The organism is Pseudomonas chlororaphis subsp. piscium, assembly GCF_003850345.1.
GTDB lineage: Bacteria > Pseudomonadota > Gammaproteobacteria > Pseudomonadales > Pseudomonadaceae > Aquipseudomonas > Aquipseudomonas piscium.
Genome location: NZ_CP027707.1, coordinates 3,375,007 through 3,397,985, shown reverse-complemented (window position 1 = coordinate 3,397,985; position 22,979 = coordinate 3,375,007). Strand labels below are relative to the sequence as shown.

Genomic DNA, 22,979 nt, shown 5'->3' with positions numbered 1-22,979 from the left:
CGTTGTCGCCTCGCTAGATTGCGTCCGGGTAGCGTCCCTCAGGAAGGTCACGCCGTCGTTCTTTCTTGCAGTCTTATTCTCAAAGGAGTCCCCATGCGTGCTCGTCAACTCGGTATCACTGTCGGTGTCGGTACCACCGGCGAATTTAATGCTATTACCGATGTCCCCGGTGTTCGCGTCGGCCACAGTACCCTGATTTCCGATGCCACCGACGGCAAGCAGATCCGTACAGGCGTGACGGTGGTGCAACCGCGCGCCGGTGAGGCGCGTCTCGATCCTTGTTTCGCGGGCCTGCATGTGCTCAACGGCAACGGAGACGCGACGGGTCTGGAATGGATTCGCGAGGCTGGCTTGTTGAGCACCCCCATCGCTATCACCAATACCCACAGTGTGGGTGTCGTGCGTGATGCGCTGATCGCCGCGGAGCGTGATGCGCTGGCTGATCCCTCGGAGTACTGGTGTATGCCGGTGGTTCTGGAAACTTACGATGGGTTGCTCAACGATATCTGGGGGCAGCATGTCAATCCCAAGCATGTGCGCGATGCGCTGGCCAGTTCGAAATCCGGTCCTGTGGCCGAAGGCGCAGTGGGCGGGGGGACGGGGATGATCTGCCATGAGTTCAAAGGCGGTATTGGCACCGCCTCACGCAAACTCTCGACGGAGCAAGGAGGCTGGACGATAGGCGCGCTGGTGCAGGCCAACCATGGCCAGCGTCAAGAGTTGCGCGTCGACGGCTACCCGGTGGGTCGAGTACTGGGCGATATTCCGTCACCATTTGCTGATCGTGGCGAGCCAGGAATGGGCTCTATCGTGGTGATCATTGCTACGGATGCGCCTTTGCTGCCGCACCAGTGCCAGCGCCTGGCACAGCGCGCATCCATCGGCATTGCGCGTACCGGCGGCGGTACCGAAGATGCCAGCGGCGATCTCTTTGTCGCCTTCTCCTGTGCGGACCAGAAGCTGCCGCCGGCCGCCTACGGACGTAAAGGCGTGCCTTTTGCCATGCCGGTTGAGATGCTCAGTAACGACCACATTACCCCGCTGTTCATGGCGGCGGCCGAAGCCGTGGAAGAGGCCATCATCAACGCCTTGCTGGCCGGGGTCGATATGCAGAATGCCGAAGGTGTGCTGGTGCCCGGCCTGGGCGGTGAACGTCTGCTGCATGCACTGCGCGAGGTTGGCTGGCGCGGCTAAATCACGTCAATCACTAGGGAGCATCATGAGCTGCTGCTCCCTGCTGGCTTGGTCCATCGCTACAGGTTGCACCCGTCGATAACAGCAGGGTGATGTTCTGCTCAGCTTGATCACAGCCGGAGTCCTGCAGGAGCTGGATTGGAGCAGCAGGGCAACAATCACCACTAGACCCAGTGGCAAGGATTGCAGCGACCAATCCGCTTGGTGCGGTGCAGAGGCATCGGCCGATTTCTTTTGTCCATTCGGATGCCGGTGCCATACCCAACGTAAACAGTCTCTCCCTCCACCAGGTGTTGGGTAACGCCTGATTTCGTGCTTTTCATTCCCCCCTGTAACTCGCCTCATTCCACCGACTAACCCGGGTAGGGTAACTCGTTACAGTGATTACCATGCCGTCCTGCCCCCCCTCATACTTGTCACCAGCCCTTTGATAGCTGATCGGGCTGGAATACCGACTGCTCAATGAGCGTGCTCCTCCCTTTGCGTGTCGCACGAGAAATTTCTTGAAGTGCCCGAGAAAGGTCGCCTTGAAGGCGGTGGTAGAGCTCTGAACAATCCCCCCTCAAATTTTCTCGAGTAGTCAAAATGATTTGCCCTCGTGTTCTCGTCCTGGAGAGCCACCTGTCCCAACGCACCGTATTGGTACAGATGCTATATCGACTGGGTGTACGTGATGTCCTGCAAGCCAGTGAACCTGAGCAGGCCATGGACCAGATAATCCAGGCAGGCGATGTCGGGGTCATTATTTGCAGCCTGGATCACAAAGGGCTCGAGGGTCTGGATTTTCTTGGCCGGGCTGGAGAAAAGCAGCGGGCACGGGCGGTGGTGTTGTGCGGCGAATGCAGTGCGGATTTGCACAGGGCGCTGGAGTGTCTGGGAAGCCTTTCGGGGCTGCCGATATTGGGAATTCTGTCTGCGCCTTTTGAGCTCCGGTCACTCTATGACCTGTTGCTGCGCTATGAGCCAGGAGGAGCGATCGGTCAGTCTCATGCTGCGCCTCAAGCCGTGCTTTCAATGCTGCCCAACGAAGTGGAAATACGCCGCAGCCTGGCCTTGGGGCATTTCCGTGGCTGGTATCAACCTAAATTCCTGCTGGCCGACGCCAGCCTGGCAGGTGTCGAAGTGCTGGCGCGCTGGGAGCATCCGCGCAAAGGCGTGCTGCTGCCCAAAGACTTCCTGGCAGCCATGGTTGCCTATGACCTGATTGATGAGATGTTCAAGCAGTTACTGGACCAGGGGCTGATGTTGCTGCAGACACTCAATCAACCTACGCAACTGGGGCTGGCCTTCAATCTGCATATTTCCCAACTGATCAAGCGTGAACTGGTAGAGCATATAAAAACCTCTCTCAAGCGCTATGGGTTCGCTGGAAGCATCTTGACCTTCGAACTGGCGGAAAATTGTCTTTCCGACCTGTGCCCAGCAACAAGAGAGCATCTTTCTGAGTTGCACAAGATGGGCTGCAATCTGTCGGTCGACAACTTCGGCAGCGGCTTTTTTTCCCTTTCCTTGTTGAGCCAGCTGCCGCTCAGCCAGATAAAGCTCGACGCAAGTATTATCGAAGGAATAAAGGACACCCATGATCATTCACTGATTTCCAGTGCCCAGGCGCTTGCCCATGCCTTGGGCAAAAGTCTGGTCATCGAGGGCATCAGTAATCGGAGCATGTTGGAACGCTTGATCAATATGGGGTGTACTTTCGGGCAAGGCTATTATCTGGCCAGGCCGATGACCGGGCTGGATTTTCAGAGTTGGTTGAGCCAGGAAAATTTTGAAAATCATCTGAAAAGAAATCGCTGACTTCTACTTTCTCAACATCACGCAACTTATTGGACATTGTATGTATAAGGCAATTATAGCGGACGATCACCCGCTGATCAGGCTGACACTCAGGAACATCTTGTGCGAAAGGGGATTCGACATAGTCGCGGAAGCGGAGAACGGTGCCGAAGCCTTGCAACTGGCCCGTTTGCATGTGCCGACCATCATGGTGCTCGATATTTCCATGCCCAAGATGGGTGGGCTTGAAGTCATCACGCGCATCGGAATGATGGACCTTCCCATCAAGATCCTGGTCTTTACCTCGCAGGCCGCGGAGATATATTCCCTGCGCTGCATGAAGGCGGGAGCCGCTGGTTTCGTATCAAAAACCAGCCATCTGGATGAGTTGGTCAGAGCCATCAGTGCTGTCATGGACGGCTATAGCTTCTTCCCCAACCTGTCTGCCAGTTCGGTGCGCAGCAGTGATATTCATGTATCGGATGCTGATCTGATCAAAAGCCTGTCGGACCGCGAGCTGAGCATAATACAGATGCTTGCGAGTGGCCTGGGAAACAAGGAAATAGGAACGGCCCTGCTGATCAGCAATAAGACGGTCAGCGCCTACAAGGTCAAGCTTATAGAAAAGCTCAAGGTCAAATCAGTTATTTATCTGGCTGACTTTGCCAAGCGCAACAATCTGATATAGGCAGGTTTTTATCGGTATATATCTATTATTTATTGGCTAAAACTTACTCTGCACCAAAAGGTGCGCCAGCAAAACTCTAGTGTTGCTTCTTTCTGCCATCTGCTGCATCGGGTTGGCTGAGTCACGATAGTCGGCTGAACTTAGTAAACTTTCTGGTTTTGTTCGATGAGTTACTTCATGTGCTTGCTTATTGTTTTTATCTTGCTTTCGGTAACCCTGAATATTGTTCAGTACCGTCTTTCACGCCATGCACAGAATGTACGCGCAAATGAATACCGCTTGCTTGAAAGCCGCTACGAACTGACTCGCAAGATGCTGGATGGAACACCTCACCCTCTCTACATCCGTGATCGCATGGGGCGAATGGTCGCCTGCAATAGTAGTTACCAGAGCATGATCGGTCTTAGCGAAGGGGAACTCATTGGTACCTCGGCACTTGATGAACCCTTTGCCGACAGGAACGAGGCGGAAAACTACCACAGGTATTGCCTGGCGCTGATGGGCAAGGGAGAAGCCCATCTACATGATCGAGACCTGACCATGACAGATGGGCGAACCTTGAAAATCTACCATTGGGCATTGCCGTATCGAGGGTCCGATGGTGAGGTTAGCGGGATGGTCGCCGGCTGGATCGATGTCAGCGCACGCCAGCAACTGCTGCATGAGTTGAGTGAAGCCAAGAATGCCGCCGATGCGGCCAACCGGGCAAAAACCACCTTTCTGGCTGCCATGAGTCATGAGATTCGCACGCCGCTGAATGCCGTTATCGGCATGCTCGAACTGGCCATGAAGAAAGCCGAACAGGGGGTGACCGACCGCTTCGCGATCGAGGTCGCGTCTGGTACCGCGAAGGACCTGCTCGGCCTGATAGGAGATATCCTTGATATCTCCCGCATCGAGTCCGGAAAGCTTTCGCTGGCACCGGAGCGAGCCAACCTGCTGAAAATCGTGGAGTCGGTAACCCGGGTATTCGAGGGCGTTGCCAAGCAGAAACATTTGTCCTTGGCCCTGGAACTGGATGTCTGTTCGGATTGCGACGTATGGATAGACCCTTTGCGGTTCAAGCAGATCCTTTCCAATCTGTTGAGCAACGCGATCAAGTTCACAGAAGAGGGGAGTGTCTGGGTGAAGATGCGTGCCGAGCCGGCTTCGGATGGCAAGTCTATGCAGATGACCCTCAGGGTCGAGGACAGCGGAATCGGCATCTCTGGGCAGGACCAACAAATCCTGTTCAACCCTTTTGCCCAGGCCGGCAACAATCCGCAGTCATCCTACAGTGGATCGGGATTGGGCCTGATGATCAGCCGCTCGCTATGCGAAATGATGGGGGGAACCCTGACCCTTTCCAGTGCCTTTGGCGAAGGCACGCAAGTTGTGGTCGCTCTGCACTTGCCTGTTCTCCAGCCACTGGTTGAACAGGCGGTGGTCGAGGAGTTGCCCGTGGATACCAGGGAGCGGAGCCTGCGCGTGCTGGTGGTGGATGACTACCCCGCCAACCGCCTTCTGCTGTGCCAGCAGCTGGGCTACCTGGGGTATCAGGTCGAAGATGCCGTGGACGGCGCCCACGGCCTGCGAGCATGGCGCAATCGTCATTTCGATGTGGTCATCACCGACTGCCATATGCCGATCATGAATGGCTATAACCTGGCGCAGGCAATCCGCAAAGAGGAGTATGCCCGTGGGCTGGAGCCCTGCCTGATCCTGGGGCTCACCGCCAATGCGCAACCTGAAGAAAAGCTGCGTTGCCTGGCGGTCGGCATGGATGAGTGCCTGTTCAAGCCGATCGGCCTGAAGGCGCTGGAGGCCTGGCTTAGCACTGTGCCCGAGGTGATGACTCCCGCCAGGGCCGAGCTTGAGGCTCTGCAGGATGGCATCGAGGAGATCGACCTCACCAATCTTGAGCAACTGACCCGTGGCGACAAGGAGGCAATGAGAAAGCTCCTGCAGGAGCTGGACAATAACAATGAAGAGGACATGACGCGCCTACAGAAGTTGTTCGCCCAACATGATGTGCAAGGGCTCTCGAATCTCGCCCATCGAATCAAAGGGGGCGCCAGGATCATTGGCTATTCAGCCTTGATTCAGTCCTGCGAAGAGGTCGAGACAGCCTGTGGCGAACAGGAACATTCCGCTCTCACAGAAGCGATCAACAGTCTCTATCAGTGCATGGAGCGGCTGTCTTTCTACCTCAGGACTCAGTATCACCATCAACGATGGGCGTGATTATAGCTGAGTCGCGGGCTGCTAAATTCTAGGCAAGATAATTCTGAGCTATCGCGAGAATTTTCTCTTAGCGCGATAGTCTTTTCCTCGCGCATCTGACGCCAACTACCCACACAATTGCGTTGTTGTTATTCACTCTCCCAATCACGGTAATCGGCCTGCATATAAACCTGCTGCCTAAAAAAGCAATAGTCCGGCGTTTGTGTTGTTGAGCGAAACAATTAAATATTTTGCAAGAACCTACTTAACCTGAAGGAAATACCGCTATGAAGAAAAGTTTGACCGCTGTAGCGCTGCTGACTGGTTGTGCATTTGCAGGCATGGCCAACGCCGCTGACGGCACCATCAACTTCATCGGCAACATTACTGACGCAGCTTGCACCGTTACTGCAAACACCGCCAACCAGACCGTCACCTTGGGTACTGTCCAATCCTCGGCCCTGAATAGTGTAGGCGCTACCGCTGCTCCGACGCGCTTCAACATTGTGCTGACCTCTTGCCCGGCAAACGTCAACAACGCCACCATCAAGTTCGACGGCCCGGCCAACCCTGCGAACAGCAGCCTGCTGGCACTGACCAACACCGCGGGCGTAGCGACCGGTGTCGGCATCGGTCTGTATGAGCAGGACGCCGTTACTCAGATCCCGGTCGGTGGCACGTCGGCCAGCCAGGCACTGTCGACCACTGCTGACACCACCTTCAACTTCATTGCCAAGTACGTTGCCACTAACGCGACTGTCGTAGCCGGTTCCGCGAACGCCGTCAGCGATTTCACCGTTACTTACAACTAACTCGTAAAGTCCGGGCATTAAGCCAGCTAATGCCCGGCACGACTGAATGTTCAAGTCGCACCAACTTCCCTGAAAAAGAACAGGAAATGAGGAGCCACTCAAGGAGCACTTATCAATGCATTGGCTCAAGTCCGTTTGTATCGCCAGTTGCCTCTTAGGTATCACCCATACTTCGTGGGCCGGCGTGGTGGTGGGCGGAACACGTGTGGTGTATGACGGCTCGAAAAAAGAAGCCTCCATCTCCGTCATGAACCCGGAAAAAACCACGCCCTACCTGATTCAGTCCTGGATCGAGGACACCTCGGCCAGCGGCGCCCAGAAGGCCCCTTTCATCATGACGCCGCCACTGTTTCGCCTTGATGCGGGGCAAGAAAACGTGCTGCGTATTATCCGTACGGGCGGCACCTTTGCCGAAAACAAGGAGTCGGTGTTCTGGGTCAATATCAAGTCGATTCCTGCCACGGAAAAGTCCGACGCCAATCAACTACAGATTTCGGTAAAAACCCGAATCAAACTGTTCTATCGCCCGGCCGGTTTGTCCGGCTCCGCCAGTGATGCCTATAAAGCCCTGAAGTTCAGCCGCTCCGGCAATCAATTGCAGGTCAATAACCCAACGCCTTACCACGTTTCTTTTTATCGCGTGAGCGTGGGTAAGGAAGAGATTACAAATGCCGGCATGGTGGCTCCACAAAGTTCACTGACCTGGACCATTCCGGCTGGTGCGAGCGGTGCCGCAAGTTGGCAGGCGATCAATGATTTTGGTGGTGTTTCTGCGGATGCCAGTGCACCCCTCTGATCAAGTTCAGAAGCCTGTTTTACCCCTCCCGTTTAATTAACTATCAATCCGCTGGATCAACTGCCCGCAGTCAGTGGGAGCGGCGTGCGCGTCATAAAGTTGAGTGGAGTTTATTGGCATGAAAAAACATTATTTGAGCCCTGTGCCACAGCTGAAAGCAGGTGGTCATTCATATGCTTTCACTCCCACTCGTCTGGCGACACTGATAGCGGCCCAGTTCGTGTTGGGGATGAGTTTGCAACCCGCCTCGGTATGGGCAGAGGACTATTTCAACCCTTATGCATTGGAAATAGATACCCTCAGCCAGCAGTCCATCGACCTTGAGCGTTTCTCCAGCCAGGGCGGGCAGCTTCCCGGTACTTACCGGGTCGATATTTTTCTGAACGACACTCGCGTCAGCAATCGCGACGTCAACTTTGTCGATGTCGAGGGCAAGTTGCAGCCCGAGTTGACGCCGCAGCAATTGAAAGACATGGGCGTCAAGCTCGAAGCCTTCCCGACGCTGCAGCAACTGCCAACTGCGCAAACCATCACCCAACTGCAGGACTATATTCCGGACGCCAGCAGTCGGTTCAACTTCGGCGAGCAACGCCTGGATCTCAGTATTCCGCAAGCGGCGCTGACCAACGAAGCCCGTGGTTATGTGGACCCCAGCACCTGGGACCAGGGGCTGACGGCTGGCCTGCTGAACTACAATTTCAGCGGCGCCAATACCTCGCGCGACAACCGTTCGGGGACCGACGACAGTTATTACCTGAACCTGCGCAGCGGCTTGAACTTGGGTGCGTGGCGGCTGCGCAACTACTCCACCTACAACCAGAGCAGTGGCAAAAGCGGCTGGGACAACGTCAACAGCTATGCCCAGCGGGACATTCAGTCGCTGAAGGGGCAACTGACCCTGGGTGACAGCTCGACGCCCAGCGATGTGTTCACCAGTGTCCAATACCGAGGGGCGCAGCTGGCATCGGACGACAACATGTTCCCCGACAGCCTGAAAGGTTTTGCCCCCGTGGTGCGTGGTATTGCCCAGAGCAATGCCCAGGTCACCGTGCGGCAGAACGGCTACATCATCTATCAGACCTATGTGCCAGCCGGTGCCTTCACCATTACCGACCTGTACCCCACATCGTCCAGTGGTGATCTGGAAGTGACCATTACCGAGGCCGACGGCACCGAACGACGCTCTGTCCAGCCGTTCTCCGCGGTGCCGGTGATGTTGCGTGAAGGGCGTCTGAAGTACTCGGTGACTGCGGGTGAATACCGCTCGACAGCCAGCGAGAGCAGCAAACCAGCATTTGCCCAGGGCACGCTGATCTACGGTATGCCTTATGACACCACGCTGTACGGTGGATTGCTGGCGTCTGGAAAGTATTCCGCCACCAGCCTGGGTGTCGGCCATGGGTTTGGTGACTGGGGTTCGCTGTCCACCGATGTGACCCAGGCCAAGACCGAATTGCGCGATGGCTCCCGGCATAACGGCCAGTCGTATCGCATTCAGTACGCCAAGGACATCGCGGCCACCGGCACCACCTTTACCCTGGCCGGTTACCGTTACTCCACCAGCGGTTACTACGACTTCCAGGAAGCCAATGAAATCGATCCTGGCAACTTCAATGATTGGCGCCGGACCTATAACAAGCGCAGCAAGGCGCAGATCAACATCAGTCAGTCGCTGGGCGAATATGGCAACTTCTATGTCAACGGTTACCAACAGGACTTCTGGCGGCAAAAGGGCTATGAGCGCAGCCTGAGCGCCGGTTACAACCTGAGCTACAACGGCATCAGCTACGGCGTGGACTACACCTATACCCAGGCGCCGATCTATGAAGGCCGCAACAGCAAGGATCAACAGCTGTCCTTCAACGTGCAGGTGCCCCTGGAGAAAGTGCTGCCTAACAGCTGGGTTCGCTACAACCTCAACACCAGCAAGAAGGGCAATACCACCCAGGACGTGAGCCTGAGCGGCACAGCCCTGGCGGACAACAACCTGAACTACAACGTACAGCAGGGCTATGCCAACCAGGGCATCGGCACGAGCGGCAGTGCCAGCGCCAACTACAGGGGCACCTATGGCGAAGCCCGGGCGGGCTACAACTACGACAAGAACTCGCAACAGGTGAACTACGGGTTCCAGGGTGGGATCGTGGCTCACCCTTACGGCGTGACCTTCTCCCAGGAACAAGGCGAGACCATCGCCCTGGTCCGCGCGCCGGGCGCGGCGGATGCGAAGGTGCAGAATAATACCGGGGTGCGCACGGATTGGCGGGGTTACGCGGTGGTGCCGTATGTCAGTACCTATCGCAAGAACCGTGTCGCGCTGGATAGCGAGACGCTGGCGGACGATGTGGACATCGACACCAACACCCAGACGGTTATTCCAACCAGTGGCGCGGTGGTGCTGGCCAACTTCAAGACCCGAGTGGGCAGCCGCGTGCTGATGACGCTGACACACCAGGGCAAACCGGTGCCGTTTGGCGCCACCGCCGCCCTGCTGCAAGAGGACGGTGCCATGGACAACAGCAGCATTGTCGGCACGGATGGCCAAGTGTACCTGAGTGGCGTTCCGGAAAAAGGTCAGTTGCAGGTTAAGTGGGGCGATGCGGCGAACCAACAGTGTCAGGTTGACTTCACCTTGCCAAAAGTAGATCCCCCATCATCAGTGGCGACACCCGATTTTGTTTGTCGATTATCGGATAATTAGAGAGTGCGCAAATGAGAAATACCAAAGTAATTATCGTCTCGCTACTTAGTACGTTGGCAGTTCTTCCCGGGGCAGTGTGGGCTGCATGCACTTTAAATGCTGGCAATAGCAAACAAGTAAGTAATATAAACTTCGGTGCTGTGACGATTCAACGGGACACTCCCCCCGGAACGATTCTGGCCACTAGCTCAACAATCATCTCAACTGGATACTACACTTGCTCATCGTCTTATTCTTACACATTTAATATAAGTAAATTTCCGACTCCTAGCTCTTATGGTAACAACGCTTACAGTACTAATGTCGCTGGCGTTGGACTGTTGCTAGAGTACACATATAATGGCACTACCTATCCGCTCCCGATTGCACCTTCGTCTACATGGAACTATCCCGCAGGCACCACGCGTCATATCGGAAGCTATAAAGCCTCGTTAATAAAAACATCAGTTGGTTCCACTGGTGGCGGTAACTTAACCCTTGGCACATTGGTATTTGATAACGTCGACACCCTAAGGGTTTTTGAGCTCAATTTGACAGGAATCAACACTATTGTTCCTGTGGCGTGTTCAGTCACTAACACCGCCATCAATGTACCGATGGGCAATGTACAACGCAGCACATTTACAGGCGTAGGGTACGAAGGGAATCCGGTTCAGTTCCTTATCCCACTTAACTGCGACGCTGGCACTCGGGTTAACTTCAGGATTGACGCGACCTCCGATAGTTCTGGTGTGCCGGGGGTGATGGCAATTAACTCATCCGGCACGGGTAATGCTGCCAGTGGAGTGGGGATAAAAATCACCCGCAATGGTGCACCAGTGACCTTTGGTACAACAGCCCTGGTAGGCGTAACGGCTAATAGTGGTGCGTACAACATCCCGCTTATTGCGCAGTACTATCAGACCAGCTCCAATGTCAAGGCCGGCCAGGCCAACGGAACAGCAACTTTTACCATGACGTATAACTGATTTCCCCACAGGTACTTATGTCGCATGCCGCTGCTGATCCATCAAACATCAACGACCACCAGAACAAGACGTTGGTGCAGGCTTGTTGCTCAAGCCTTTGACAAGCGGCTGCAGGATCGACAGCTCCCTCGGGGAGAGGCTCTGACGACATCCGATTTTTTTGTCGATAATCGGGCAATTAGAGATTAAGAAAATGAGAAACATCAAAGCAATTATCGCCTCGCTACTGGGTACGTTGATAATCCTTCCCGGGGGAGCATGGGCTGTGTGCTATTTCCAGGATGACAACAACAAGGTAGTAAGTAATATTGATTTCGGAGCTGTGATGGTTCAGCAGGACGCTCCCATTGGAACGGTCCTGTCAACCAAGGCAGTATACCAAGAAACTGGGCTATACACCTGCACATCGAATTACAACTTTATCTTAGGTATCGCTAAGTTTACGACCCTTAGTTCTTATGGGAAAAGCGTTTATAATACTAATATTGATGGCGTGGGGCTGTTATTAGAGCGCACTCCAGCCACATTCCCATCTACGAAACCATATGACGCAGGCAGTTCTTTTGTTACCGGAACCGTTACGGCCTCTTTAATCAAGACGTCAGTTGGCTCTACTGGTAGCGGCACCTTAACCCCTGGCACCTTGGCATTTATCAACGTTGATGCCCTTAGGCTTACTGAACTGAACTTGACAGGAACCAACACTATCATTCCTGTGGGGTGTTCAGTCACTAACACCGCCATCAATGTGCCGATGGGCAATGTACAGCGCAGTACATTTACAGGTGTAGGGTACGAAGGGAGTCCGGTTCAGTTCGTTATCCCACTTGACTGCGGCGCTGGCACTCGGGTTGATTTCAGGCTTGACGCGACCACTGATAGTTCTGGTGCGCCGGGGGTGATGGCAATCAATTCATCCGCCACGGGCAATGCCGCCAGTGGAGTGGGGATAAAAATCACCCGTGATGGTGGTGCAGCAGTGACCTTTGGTGAAACAGTTTCGGCAGGCGTAACGGCTAATAGTGGCACGTACAACATTCCATTTGTTGCGCGGTATTATCAGACCAGCCCCAATGTCGAGGCCGGCCAGGCCAACGGAACAGCAACTTTTACCATGACGTATAACTGATTTCCCTACCTGTACTTATGTCGCATGCCGCCGCGGATCCATCAAACATCAACGACCACCAGAACAAGGCGTTGGCGCAGCACACCGAAAAATTGTTGTCGCCATAACTCAAGCCGAGATGAGTCGACGCAAAGTCTGAGCCCCCCGCATCATTCGTACGCTTCCGGTCGTTCATGCCGCCCCGGCTGCGTGCCGAAGCGGCACGCCTGTTATCCCAGATGGACTGTTGTGTAGAGCAGTTACCGTAACCAGGAGCAAAGGCATTTTCTCCTGGTTTCCGAGAAATTTCCTATCAGGGTGCGGACTGTTTCTACTGTCTTCGCCCAGGTCACTCCCGGAAAATTGGCGTATTCCCTTTGCAATCGAGTGACCCCAATGGCCAGCCTGCCGCTCCGTGTTCTGGTGCTTGAAGAACATCTATTTCAACGTTCCGTAGCCGTCAGTCTATTGATGCAGCTGGGTTGTCGCGAAGTGCTGGAGGCCAGCAACGGTGGCGAGGCCCTTGCCATCCTGCAAGAGGCCGGCCCTGTGGATGTGGTCCTGTGCGACTTGCAAATGGAAGGCATGGATGGTCTGGAGTTCATTCAACGGGCCGGGGCAACCGGGCAGTTGGGGGCCATCATTATCAGCAGTTACCTGCCTTTCGATGTGCGCCGTACGGTTCGGCAGATGGGCGCATTGTTGGGGCTGCACATGCTCGGTGATATCGGTAAACCCTTGCAGGCTGAAACCCTGCGGCAACTGCTGGAAGATTATTTGAGCCGGCAGCCGGCCGTATTGTCGCCACTCACGGATATGGAGTTGGCCAACGAGGAGCAGGTGCGACGGGCCTTGCTCGACGAACAATTGGAGCCCTATTACCAACCCAAGTTTGATTTGAAAACCGGCGAGGTGTTGGGGGTGGAGGTTCTTGCGCGCTGGAACCATCCGTTCAAGGGCCTGTTGTCGCCGGCGACGTTTCTTCCGACGATGGAGCATTGTGGGCTGATGGATGAGTTGCTGTTCAGCTTGATGCTCCAGGCGTTGAGCTTGCAGCGGCAGGTCAGGAGCCGGGGAGGGGAGTTGAACCTGGCGTTCAATCTGCATGCGGCGCAGTTGGCCAATGTGGAGTTGACGTCGCAGATCAAACGGATCCTCGCCATGTTCCAGGCACCGGGTTGCAGTTTGACCTTTGAGTTGACTGAGAGTGGTTTGCTGGAGGCTCCAGCGGTGTCCCTGGAAAACCTGGTGCGCCTGCGCATCATGGGGTGTCGCTTGTCGATCGATGATTTCGGCGCGGGCTTCTCCTCGTTGCAGCGCCTGTGCCAACTGCCCTTCAACGAAATCAAACTCGACGCGGAGTTTGTCCGCGGTCTCAAGCATGAGCCTCGTTGCCGGGCCGTAGTCGCCAGCACCCTGGCGCTGGGGCAGACCCTGGGCATGTCCGTAGTGATCGAGGGTATCGAGACCGCCGAGCAGCACCAGGAGCTACTGACACTGGGCTGTACCCAGGGGCAGGGCTACTGGCATTCCCGGGCCATGAACGGTGCCGATCTGCTGCGCTGGCTGCAGCGCACAGCTGAACGGTCGCTAGGAGCAGCCCATGGCCAATAAAGCATTACGCATCATGATCGCTGACCCACAGCACTTTCAGCGCTTGCGCCTGGAGCGGGACTTTAACCGCGAGGGTTACTACGGCATCGCGCCGGCGTCGAGCCTGGAGGAGATGCTAACGTTGCTGGAGTACGGCGACACTGCCTTCGACCTGGTGCTGATCAATGCCGGCTTGACGCTCAACGTCCGTTTCAACCTGTTGGCGTTTTGCCTGGACCATCCGCTGATCCGCCAAGCTTTCATCTACGATGTACCGGAGTACCAATTGGCGAGGCTTGGTGCCCAGGTCAAATCCCGGATTGTCTTCAGCTCCATGCAATTGCCCGAAGGCGTACCGATCAAGCAACTGATCCACAAAGTCGACCCGCCCATGCTCAACGAACCGGCACATAAAACGGTCAGTCACTTGCGATGGGCCTGCGCCCAGTTATAGTGCATTTACCAAGTTGATCCGCCATATACCAGGGCGCGAACTATAAAAGTATAAATAAAGACAAGCCCGCGATGGTGTTATCAGTCATGGGCGGTAACCCTTTACGTATGCGCTTTTGTTTCGGATAAGTATTTCGCTGAGTATTGGTTGCACTAAAAGAGGGCGATAGTGCCCACTTAAAAACAGGTGAACACTATCGCCCTCTGAAAGATTTCCCGCTACCTGTTGAACCCTTGCCGCCATCAACAACAAAACATCAGTTTCTGGCCGGCTTGGATAAGACAGCTGCTGCTGTTAGTTATTATCCTGGTAATAGCGCTGTTGCTGATGGCGGCGATGCTTTGGTGGTGGCGGGTCATAGTCATCGTCGGAACTGTATCTGGGAGCGCCGAGCGCAGTGCCGGTCACATTGACGGCCCCACCGAGTGCTGCCCCTGTAACGTTTGCCGCGCCGCCGAGTGCTGTTCCAGTGACATTCGCCGCACCTCCAAGCGCGGCGCCGGTGACATTGGCGGCCCCGCCCAGCGCCGCCCCGGTGATATTGGCGGCACCGTTGAGTGCCGAGCCAACGATGCCTTCAGCCTGAACGGATGATTGAAAAAAACCACCCATCAGGATACCCACCATTGCCAAGCTCGGTGCTTTCTTGACGCTATACATACGCCACCTCTACCTGAGAATTGAATCGAGCTGTTATGACCTCATCAGATCGGCCAAGTATTTTTCTGATAACAACTGAACGCCGTCAATCTTGAAAAGTATTACCAAGAGTAACTGGGGTGGGCAGTTCTGTTTCTTAGGTTCTCGGGTTAATGCTCGAGTTACTATAAGTGGCAGGACGATACCCACTCCAAACACCTACGACAGGTAATGCAGGCACGACGTCATTAAACTTTTTGGTTGCGTTCAATTGACCGAGATTCTCTCTGTTAGTTCAGGCGGCCGGTGAGTGATAAATGCCATCTCTTTTCATTTTTCAGGTAAGAACGCTCACGAATGCTCCAGCGTTTTCGACGATTTTGCCGACTTCTCGCCACTCCTTCAGGCAAAAAACGGCGAAGAGAAGGGATAACATTTTGAACTCGGCGGAATTTTGGGATTGTCTATCCAGATTGACCGAGCTTATTGGCCGGTTCCGCCTACCTGCACTCGATGCTACCCAGAGGGCAGGGCGGATATTTCTGATGATGCAGCCCTATCTTGAGGCTCCAGAGTCGCTCTGATTCGCTGCGCCTGTCTGTTGTGGTTGCATGCTGAGGCTCTCAGGCGAAGGCCAGGGCATACCAACGCATCGCCAGACACCCCTTGATAGCGCCCTGGGCACCTGCTGAAAAAAGGCATTGTGTTGTCTTGAAGACAAATGTTATTTTTATAACATTGCAACGTTAATTGACATAGCTATAACAATCGTCGCTCGAGGACTCGTCCATGTCTTTGGAAAAAAACAGCTTCCTACAGTTGCTGGAGCAAGAGTTCTCCAGCCTGACCCCTACCGGCAAGCGCATCGCCAGCTATCTGCTGGGTAACCCGGAGCAGTTACCGTTCGAGTCGGCCGATAGCATCGCGCAGCGGACCTCCACCACTGGGATTTCCGTGGGGCGTTTTTTTCGGTCCCTTGGCTACCAGAACATTGATGAAGTCAAACAGAGCCTGCGCGGTGAAACGCCCACCTCGTGGCTGATTACCGACCGCATCGGCGCCTTTCGTGCCGAAAGCACTCAGGAAGACGCTCTCGATCGTTCCATGAGTCGCGAAATCGAGGCCATCCGGCACGTGTACGGCCTGGCGCGCAGCAGTGCCTTTGCCGATATCGTGCAGCGCATCTACGAAGCTGATGCCGTATTCATTCTCGGAATCCAGTCCACTCGCGGGATTCTCACAGCGTTTCATAGCCACCTTGAATACATTCGGCCCAAGGTCTACTACGTCGATGGCCTGTCAGGAATCTACGCAGAAACCCTGAACTCCGGCTTCGCCAATCCCTACGCAATCATTTCGGACTTCCGTGCTTATTCCAGCGTGACCCAGACCTTCTGCGACGCGGCGGTAGACAACGACCTGCCACTGGCCCTGATTACAGACCTGCAATGCCCCTGGGCCAGGGATTACCCGCTTGACCTCTTGCAACTGAAAACCGATGTCGGGCAGTTCTGGGACTCCCTTGCACCCTTGGCCTGCCTGTTAAATCTCATCGTATCGGCCGTCGCGGAGAAATACGGCGATCGCCTCGATGAGCGCTTGGCCAAGAACCGTCAATTGCAAAAAGCTTTCGGTCAGTTCGAGAGCTGATCCCATCGCCCCACCGAATTCCAACTGGAGTGTTTGCGTGAACAACAGCCCCCTTGTAGAGATTGATGCCCAGCGCTATCAGGTGCAAATCGACCTGATCTACGCCAGTGCAGAAAATCTGGCTGGAAAAGTGATCTATCCAAATGCTCGTTGCAGGTTGCACCGTCAGGCTGCGACTTGCCTGGAAAAAGCCAGCCAGTTCGCGCGCCAGGCCGGGTTTACCCTGCGCATTTACGACGCCTACCGGCCACCCTACGCCCAGTTCCTGTTGTGGGAAGCGCTGCCAGACAACGACTACGTGCGTGACCCGCACTTGGGCTCCCACCATAGCCGTGGGGTGGCGGTGGATCTGACCTTGGTGGGCGCCGATGGTGAGCCACTGGACATGGGCACCGCATTCGACGCGATGGAAGAAAAATCCCATCAGTTCTACCCCGACTTGCCAGCAGACGTGCAACGCAATCGTCTGCTGCTGCTGGGGATCATGCTGGATGCGGGTTTCCAGGCAATTCCCACCGAGTGGTGGCATTACGAACTACCGAACGCCGACGATTACCCATTGCTGGAGGACGAGTAAGCCACGGGTTTTACAAGCCAAGCGAACCGCAACACAGCCCCCGAAAAAAACCAGAGAGTTTTCGAAAGGCACACTGCACAGCCCACTTTCACTGCGGCTGATAACAACAACAAACCAGCATCACTTAGGTTTCACCTGCAACTGCCCGGTTATAGCTTTTATAAAAAACCTGACCTACTTCCCTATCGAATGATCAAGGAAACCGGCATGAACCCAATGAACACCGTGACCCGCAAAACCTTTCCCGGCGCCGGCAAACTGCTGCTGAGCGTTTTGTGCAGTGCATTGAGCCTCGGAGCCTGGCAGGCTGCTGCGGCGGCTGTACCCCAAGACACGCTGGTCATCGGCAAACCCGCCGATCCGCAGACCCTCGACCCAGCCGTGACCTTTGATAACAACGACTGGACCATCACCTATCCGTCGTATCAACGCTTGGTCGGCTACAAGGTCGAGGGCGGCAAAAGCAGCACTGAAGTGCAGGGCGACCTGGCCGAAAGCTGGACCGTTTCCCCGGACAGCCTGGTCTGGGAGTTCAAAATCAAACCGGGCAACAAATTCGATGACGGCGCCCCGGTAGATGCCGCAGCGGTAAAGTTTTCCTTTGATCGCTTGATGACCCTCAAGCAAGGGCCTTCCGGCGCATTTCCGGAGGACATGGTAGTGGCGGTCGTCGATCCGCAGACCATCCGCTTCACCCTGAAAACGCCTTTCGCGCCGTTCCTGTTTACCCTGGCCCACAACGGTGCTTCGATCATCAACCCCGATGTGGTCAACAAGAGTGCGGACGTAAACGCCTGGCTGTCGAGCCACACCGCGGGCTCCGGTCCCTTCCGCCTGAGCAACTGGCAAAAAGGCCAGTCGTTGACCATGGAGCCAAACACCTATTTCGCCGGCCCCAAACCTGCGCTTAAAACCGTGGTCATCAAGATCATCGGCGAACCCTCCGTACGCCGCCTGCAGCTGGAACGCGGTGACCTGGACATCATCGAAGACATGCCCGAAGACCAGCTTGGCGCTCTCGCCAGCAAGCCGGGCGTCGTGGTTAAGGATTTCCCGTCGTTGCGGGTGACCTACCTGTACCTGAATAACAAAAAGGGCCCGCTGACCAGCGTCGATGCCCGTCGTGCGATAACCGAAGCGGTGGATTACAACGGCATAGTCAAAGGCATCCTCAAGGACAAAGCCAAGCTGATGAACGGGCCGATCCCGGACGGCATGTGGGCTTATGACAGCTCGCTGTCGCCGATGAAGCAGGACGTGGCGGCCGCCAAGGACAGCCTCGCCAAGGCACCGCAGAAAATCACCAACCTCAGCTACATGTATTCGGACAAGGATCCCAACTGGGAACCGATCGGCCTGACTCTGCAAGCCGCATTGGCGCCACTGGGCATCAACCTCAAGCTGGAAAAACTCGCTAACGCGACATTGCGCGAGCGCGTCGGCCAGGCGGACTACGACATCGCTGTCGGGGCCTGGAGCCCGGACTTCGCGGACCCGTACATGTTCATGAACTTTTGGTTCGACTCCAAGATGCAAGGCCTGCAAGGCAACCGCTCGTTCTACAGCAACCCCGAAGTCGACAAACTGATCCGCGAAGCAGCCGCTACCAGCGATACCGCCAAGCGCGTCGAGCTGTACCAGAACGCGCAGAAAATGGTGCTCAAGGACAGCGTTTACGCCTACCTCTATCAGAAGAGCTACACGCTGCCGATGCGTGATTCGGTCAAGGGTTACCTGTTCAACCCCATGCTCGAACAGGTGTTCAACCTGGGCAGCATGAGCAAGTAAACCCGCTCCCTCGCGCCAGCTGTTCGCGGCTGGCGCGGCTTCTGATTCTCGTCGCTCGTGTTGTTGAGGTGCCAAATGGCCTTCCTGACTTTGTTGCGCAAGCGTCTGCTCGGCCTGTTGTTGGTCGTGTTCGGTGTTTCGCTGATTACCTTTGCAATTTCGCACTTGATTCCGGGCGATCCTGCCCGACTGATCGCTGGCGACCGTGCCAGCGATGCCTTGGTGGCCGGCATCCGTCATCAGCTGGGATTGGATCTGCCGCTGTATCAACAATACGGTCGTTATCTGATGGACCTGCTGCACGGAGACCTGGGCACCTCGATACGCACCAGTCGTCCCGTTCTGGAAGACTTGCAAGCGTTCTTCCCGGCAACCCTGGAACTGGCGCTGGTAGCGCTGGTGCTGGCGGTCCTGGTCGGCATCCCGCTTGGCGTGCTGTCAGCGGTTTATCACAACCGGGCCATTGACCAGATCGCCCGTACCCTTGCGGTCACCGGAATTTCCACGCCGGCCTTTTGGCTCGGTCTTGGTGCAATCGTTCTGTTCTACGGTCACCTTGGCTGGCTGCCCGGTGGTGGCCGGTTGTCCGAAGGGCTGGCGCCGCCACCGACAATCACCGGTTTTTATCTGATCGACTCGCTGCTCGCCGGTGATGGCCGGCTGTTTCTCGATGCTGCGGAGCACCTGATTCTTCCCGCCGCAACGCTGGGGTTCGTGACCTTGGGTGTCGTCGCACGACAGATTCGTTCAGCCATGCTTGATCAACTGGGTGAGGACTATATCCGCACCGCACGCGCCTATGGCCTGTCCCGATGGACCGTGATCCTGCGCCACGCACTGCCCAACGCCCTGATTCCTTCGGTGACCGTCCTCGGGTTGACCCTGGGTGATTTGCTGTATGGCGCGGTGCTGACCGAAACAGTATTTGCCTGGCCTGGCATGGGCGCCTATGTCGTCAAGTCGATCCAATCGCTGGACTTCCCCGCGGTGATGGGCTTCGCCATTCTGGTTTCGTTCATCTACGTGCTGTTGAACATGGCCATCGATCTTTTGTACCGCGTGATCGACCCACGCATCGGCGAGGTGAACTGACATGTCCGTAACCCTGACGGCAGCGCGCCGCCCGCGCTGGAGCGAAAAAACCGCCTACCTGGCCTACCAGATCCGCCGGAGCCCGCTGACCATGGCGGGCCTGGCGATTACCTCTATCGTGTTGCTGTGCATGATCTTCGCCCCTTGGCTCGCCAGCCACGATCCCAACGCCCTGAACCTCGCCGAACGCCTGGCGCCGCCGTCCAGCGACCACTGGTTCGGCACCGACGAAGTCGGCCGCGACCTGTTCAGCCGCGTGCTGTTCGGTAGCCAACAGTCGGTGGGCGTCGGCCTGTTCGTGGCTTTTGCCTCCTGTTTCATTGGCGGGTTGCTGGGATGTTTTTCGGGAGTGATCGGTGGCCGTTTCGACGCGTTAATCATGCGTCTGATGGACATCATGCTGTCGGTGCCGTCGCTGGTACTGATTATGGCCCTGGCGGCTGCGTTGGGCGCGAGCCTGTTCAACGCCATGCTGGCGATTACCCTGGTGCGAATTCCGTCCTATGTGCGGCTGGCCCGCGGCCAGGCCTTGAGCATCCGACAGATGGGGTACGTCAAGGCCGCCCAGACCTTCGGGGCCGGACGCTGGCACCTGGTGCACTGGCACGTGGCACGCAACGCGATGCCTCCATTGCTGGTGCAACTGAGCCTGGATATCGGCAGTGCGATCCTCATGGCCTCGGCCCTGGGCTTTATCGGCCTGGGGGCACAACAGCCCACGGCCGAGTGGGGCGCGATGGTCGCTACCGGGCGTAACTACATCCTGGATAACTGGTGGTACTCGACCTTTCCGGGTCTGGCGATTCTGATCACCGCCACCGGTTTCAACCTGCTGGGCGATGGCGTGCGCGATCTGCTCGATCCACGGCAACAGGGGAAATGACCATGCACACTTCGAGTCCTGTACTGGCCATCGACAACCTGAGCCTGGAATTCCCGGCTTACAAAAATAACGTCAAGGCTCTGAACGGCGTGTCGTTGCACGTCAATCCCGGCGAAATCGTCGGCGTGGTGGGCGAGTCGGGATCGGGCAAGTCGGTCACGGCGATGCTCAGTATGCGATTGCTGCCAGAGCGCAGTTATCGGATCACCGCCGGCAGCTTGAGCATGCTCGGTCGCGACATGCTGGCGGCTCCTGAAAAGGAGCTGCTACAGATTCGTGGGCGCGATGCCGCGATGATTTTCCAGGAGCCAATGACGGCCCTGAACCCGACCCGGCGCATCGGTCGGCAAATGCTCGACGTGATCATCCATCACCAAAAGATCAGCGCGGCCGAAGCCCGTCTCAAGGCGATTGCACTGTTGCGCGACATGCACATCGCCAGCCCGGAGCAAGTATTGGAGAGTTACCCTTTCGAGCTGTCCGGAGGCATGCGGCAACGGGTGATGATCGCGCTGGCGTTCTCCTGTGAACCGCAACTGCTGATCGCCGACGAGCCGACCACCGCCCTCGACGTTACCGTGCAACGCCAGGTGCTGTTGCTGCTGCGAGAAAAAGCTCGGCAACGGGGCACCGCCATTCTGCTCATCACCCATGACATGGCCTTGGTTTCGCAGTTCTGCGACCGGGTGTACGTGATGTATACCGGCGCGGTGGTTGAAGAGGGCGGCACCGTCGAAGTGATGGGTAACCCGCAACATCCCTATACGCAAGGGTTGCTCAGTGGCCTTCCGGAAATGGTCGAGCCGGGCCAGCCGCTGCTGACCATCCCCGGTCAAGTGCCAAACCTGGCGTCTTTGCCTGTGGGCTGCACCTTTCAGGAGCGTTGCCCCAATGTCATGCCGGTTTGTAGCAAACGCCCGAACCTCAACAGCATTAATGGTAATGACCAACGTAAGAGTGCGTGCTGGTTACCGGTCAAGGAGCTTTCGTGATGAACAATGCCGTCATGCATACCGTCCCCCAAATGGCACCCACGATTCTCCAACTTGACGATGTTCGCGTCCGTTTCCCCATCAGTAATGATTGGCTCGGTCGACCGCGGGGATATGCCCACGCCCTGAACGGCATTGACCTTCAGGTACGGGCGGGAGAAACCCTGGGGATTGTGGGCGAATCGGGCTGTGGCAAAAGCACATTGGCGCAGCTATTGATGGGTTTGGTGCCGCCCAGCAGCGGTGAGCTGAACTGGGTTAGTCGCGGCGGCGGCGAGGGCAGCAGCAACGTTCAAATTGTTTTCCAGGACCCACAGTCTTCGCTTGATCCACGCTTGCCTATCTGGAAAATCATCACCGAGCCGTTATACGCCCGAGGTCACGCTTCCCGTGCACAGATGCGCGATGTGGCGGCCCGGGTCGCGGCCCAAGTCGGCATCCGCCCGGAATACCTGGACCGCTTCCCCCACCAGTTTTCCGGTGGTCAGCGACAGCGGATTGCCATTGCCCGAGCCCTTTCATCAGACCCGGATATTATTGTCCTGGACGAGCCGACATCGGCGCTGGACATTTCGGTTCAGGCACAGATCCTTAACCTTCTGGTGGAGTTACAAAGCGCTCGCAACCTGACGTATATCCTGATTTCCCACAACGTCTCAGTAGTCCGTCATATGGCAAACCGGGTAGCGGTGATGTACCTGGGGCAAATCGTTGAACTTGGCAGCGCAGCCCAGGTTCTCGATCAGCCACGCCATCCCTATACCCGCTTGTTGCTCGAGGCGGTACCACGACTAGGCGTGCCGCTGCATGCCGAACAGGTTGCGGCGCCTACCGAATTGCCAGGGAACCGTCGGCTACCGAGTGGCTGCTTCTTCCGCGAACGTTGCAGCCTGTGCACCCTTGGCTGCGAAAAGCCCCAGGCCTTGCTGGAGGATGAGCAGCAGCGCGTGCGATGTCATTTACAGAGCTGATAATTTCCAGGAGTGCGCGCGGAACACTCGATGGCAGCAGCTGCCCGAGGCGATTGGCCTCTGGAATGGGGCATACAGGTCATCCGACAAGA

General features: G+C 56.2%; 19 protein-coding genes. 18 read left to right on the top strand and 1 reads right to left on the bottom strand.

The window, feature by feature from the left end; all coding sequences use genetic code 11:
* Positions 1–93: 93 nt before the first annotated feature.
* From C4K38_RS15725 to C4K38_RS15675, 11 genes are all read left to right on the top strand, one after another.
* Complete coding sequence (locus C4K38_RS15725) at positions 94–1,194, top strand: DmpA family aminopeptidase (protein ID WP_053279173.1); 1,101 nt, start codon at positions 94–96, stop codon at positions 1,192–1,194.
* Between the two features lie 705 nt (positions 1,195–1,899).
* Entirely contained in the window at positions 1,900–2,994 is a 1,095-nt protein-coding gene (locus tag C4K38_RS15720) for an EAL domain-containing protein (protein ID WP_164487008.1), read from the top strand.
* A gap of 40 nt (positions 2,995–3,034) precedes the next feature.
* Complete coding sequence (locus C4K38_RS15715) at positions 3,035–3,661, top strand: response regulator transcription factor (protein ID WP_053279171.1); 627 nt, start codon at positions 3,035–3,037, stop codon at positions 3,659–3,661.
* 165 nt (positions 3,662–3,826) lie between these two features.
* A complete protein-coding gene (locus C4K38_RS15710) occupies positions 3,827–5,884 on the top strand; it encodes an ATP-binding protein (protein WP_081001511.1) in 2,058 nt (685 codons plus the stop codon).
* Between the two features lie 266 nt (positions 5,885–6,150).
* On the top strand, positions 6,151–6,675 hold the full coding sequence (locus C4K38_RS15705; protein ID WP_053279169.1) for a fimbrial protein: 525 nt from the start codon (positions 6,151–6,153) through the stop codon (positions 6,673–6,675).
* A gap of 115 nt (positions 6,676–6,790) precedes the next feature.
* On the top strand, positions 6,791–7,471 hold the full coding sequence (locus tag C4K38_RS15700; protein ID WP_053279168.1) for a fimbrial biogenesis chaperone: 681 nt from the start codon (positions 6,791–6,793) through the stop codon (positions 7,469–7,471).
* A 229-nt stretch (positions 7,472–7,700) separates the two neighbouring features.
* On the top strand, positions 7,701–10,172 hold the full coding sequence (locus C4K38_RS15695; protein WP_124345285.1) for a fimbria/pilus outer membrane usher protein: 2,472 nt from the start codon (positions 7,701–7,703) through the stop codon (positions 10,170–10,172).
* A gap of 11 nt (positions 10,173–10,183) precedes the next feature.
* A complete protein-coding gene (locus tag C4K38_RS15690; protein WP_081001510.1) occupies positions 10,184–11,140 on the top strand; it encodes a fimbrial protein in 957 nt (318 codons plus the stop codon).
* Positions 11,141–11,333: 193 nt separating this feature from the next.
* A complete protein-coding gene (locus tag C4K38_RS15685; RefSeq protein WP_081001509.1) occupies positions 11,334–12,269 on the top strand; it encodes a fimbrial protein in 936 nt (311 codons plus the stop codon).
* 375 nt (positions 12,270–12,644) lie between these two features.
* Positions 12,645–13,862 (top strand): EAL domain-containing response regulator, encoded by a 1,218-nt coding sequence (locus C4K38_RS15680; protein ID WP_053279166.1) that lies wholly within the window; start codon positions 12,645–12,647, stop codon positions 13,860–13,862.
* On the top strand, positions 13,852–14,295 hold the full coding sequence (locus C4K38_RS15675; RefSeq protein ID WP_053279165.1) for an ANTAR domain-containing protein: 444 nt from the start codon (positions 13,852–13,854) through the stop codon (positions 14,293–14,295). The genes C4K38_RS15680 and C4K38_RS15675 overlap by 11 nt, the downstream gene beginning before the upstream one ends.
* Before the next feature lie 294 nt (positions 14,296–14,589).
* On the opposite strand, the gene C4K38_RS15670 is transcribed toward C4K38_RS15675, so the two are convergent.
* Positions 14,590–14,955 (bottom strand): hypothetical protein, encoded by a 366-nt coding sequence (locus tag C4K38_RS15670; RefSeq protein ID WP_053279164.1) that lies wholly within the window; start codon positions 14,953–14,955, stop codon positions 14,590–14,592.
* Between the two features lie 768 nt (positions 14,956–15,723).
* Here C4K38_RS15670 and C4K38_RS15665 point away from each other — a divergent pair.
* From C4K38_RS15665 to C4K38_RS15635, 7 genes are all read left to right on the top strand, one after another.
* Entirely contained in the window at positions 15,724–16,584 is an 861-nt protein-coding gene (locus C4K38_RS15665; protein WP_053279163.1) for a MurR/RpiR family transcriptional regulator, read from the top strand.
* A gap of 37 nt (positions 16,585–16,621) precedes the next feature.
* Complete coding sequence (gene ddpX, locus C4K38_RS15660; RefSeq protein WP_053279162.1) at positions 16,622–17,161, top strand: D-alanyl-D-alanine dipeptidase; 540 nt, start codon at positions 16,622–16,624, stop codon at positions 17,159–17,161.
* A 207-nt stretch (positions 17,162–17,368) separates the two neighbouring features.
* On the top strand, positions 17,369–18,949 hold the full coding sequence (locus tag C4K38_RS15655; protein ID WP_053279161.1) for an ABC transporter substrate-binding protein: 1,581 nt from the start codon (positions 17,369–17,371) through the stop codon (positions 18,947–18,949).
* Positions 18,950–19,024: 75 nt separating this feature from the next.
* On the top strand, positions 19,025–20,041 hold the full coding sequence (locus C4K38_RS15650) for an ABC transporter permease (protein ID WP_053279160.1): 1,017 nt from the start codon (positions 19,025–19,027) through the stop codon (positions 20,039–20,041).
* Position 20,042: 1 nt separating this feature from the next.
* Complete coding sequence (gene ddpC / locus C4K38_RS15645; protein WP_025808886.1) at positions 20,043–20,924, top strand: D,D-dipeptide ABC transporter permease; 882 nt, start codon at positions 20,043–20,045, stop codon at positions 20,922–20,924.
* A gap of 2 nt (positions 20,925–20,926) precedes the next feature.
* The gene (locus C4K38_RS15640) at positions 20,927–21,916 is read left to right on the top strand and encodes an ABC transporter ATP-binding protein (protein ID WP_053279159.1); all 990 of its coding nucleotides are present in this window, start codon (positions 20,927–20,929) and stop codon (positions 21,914–21,916) included.
* On the top strand, positions 21,916–22,887 hold the full coding sequence (locus tag C4K38_RS15635) for an oligopeptide/dipeptide ABC transporter ATP-binding protein (RefSeq protein WP_053279158.1): 972 nt from the start codon (positions 21,916–21,918) through the stop codon (positions 22,885–22,887). Before C4K38_RS15640 ends, C4K38_RS15635 begins: the two co-directional genes overlap by 1 nt.
* Positions 22,888–22,979: the final 92 nt, after the last annotated feature.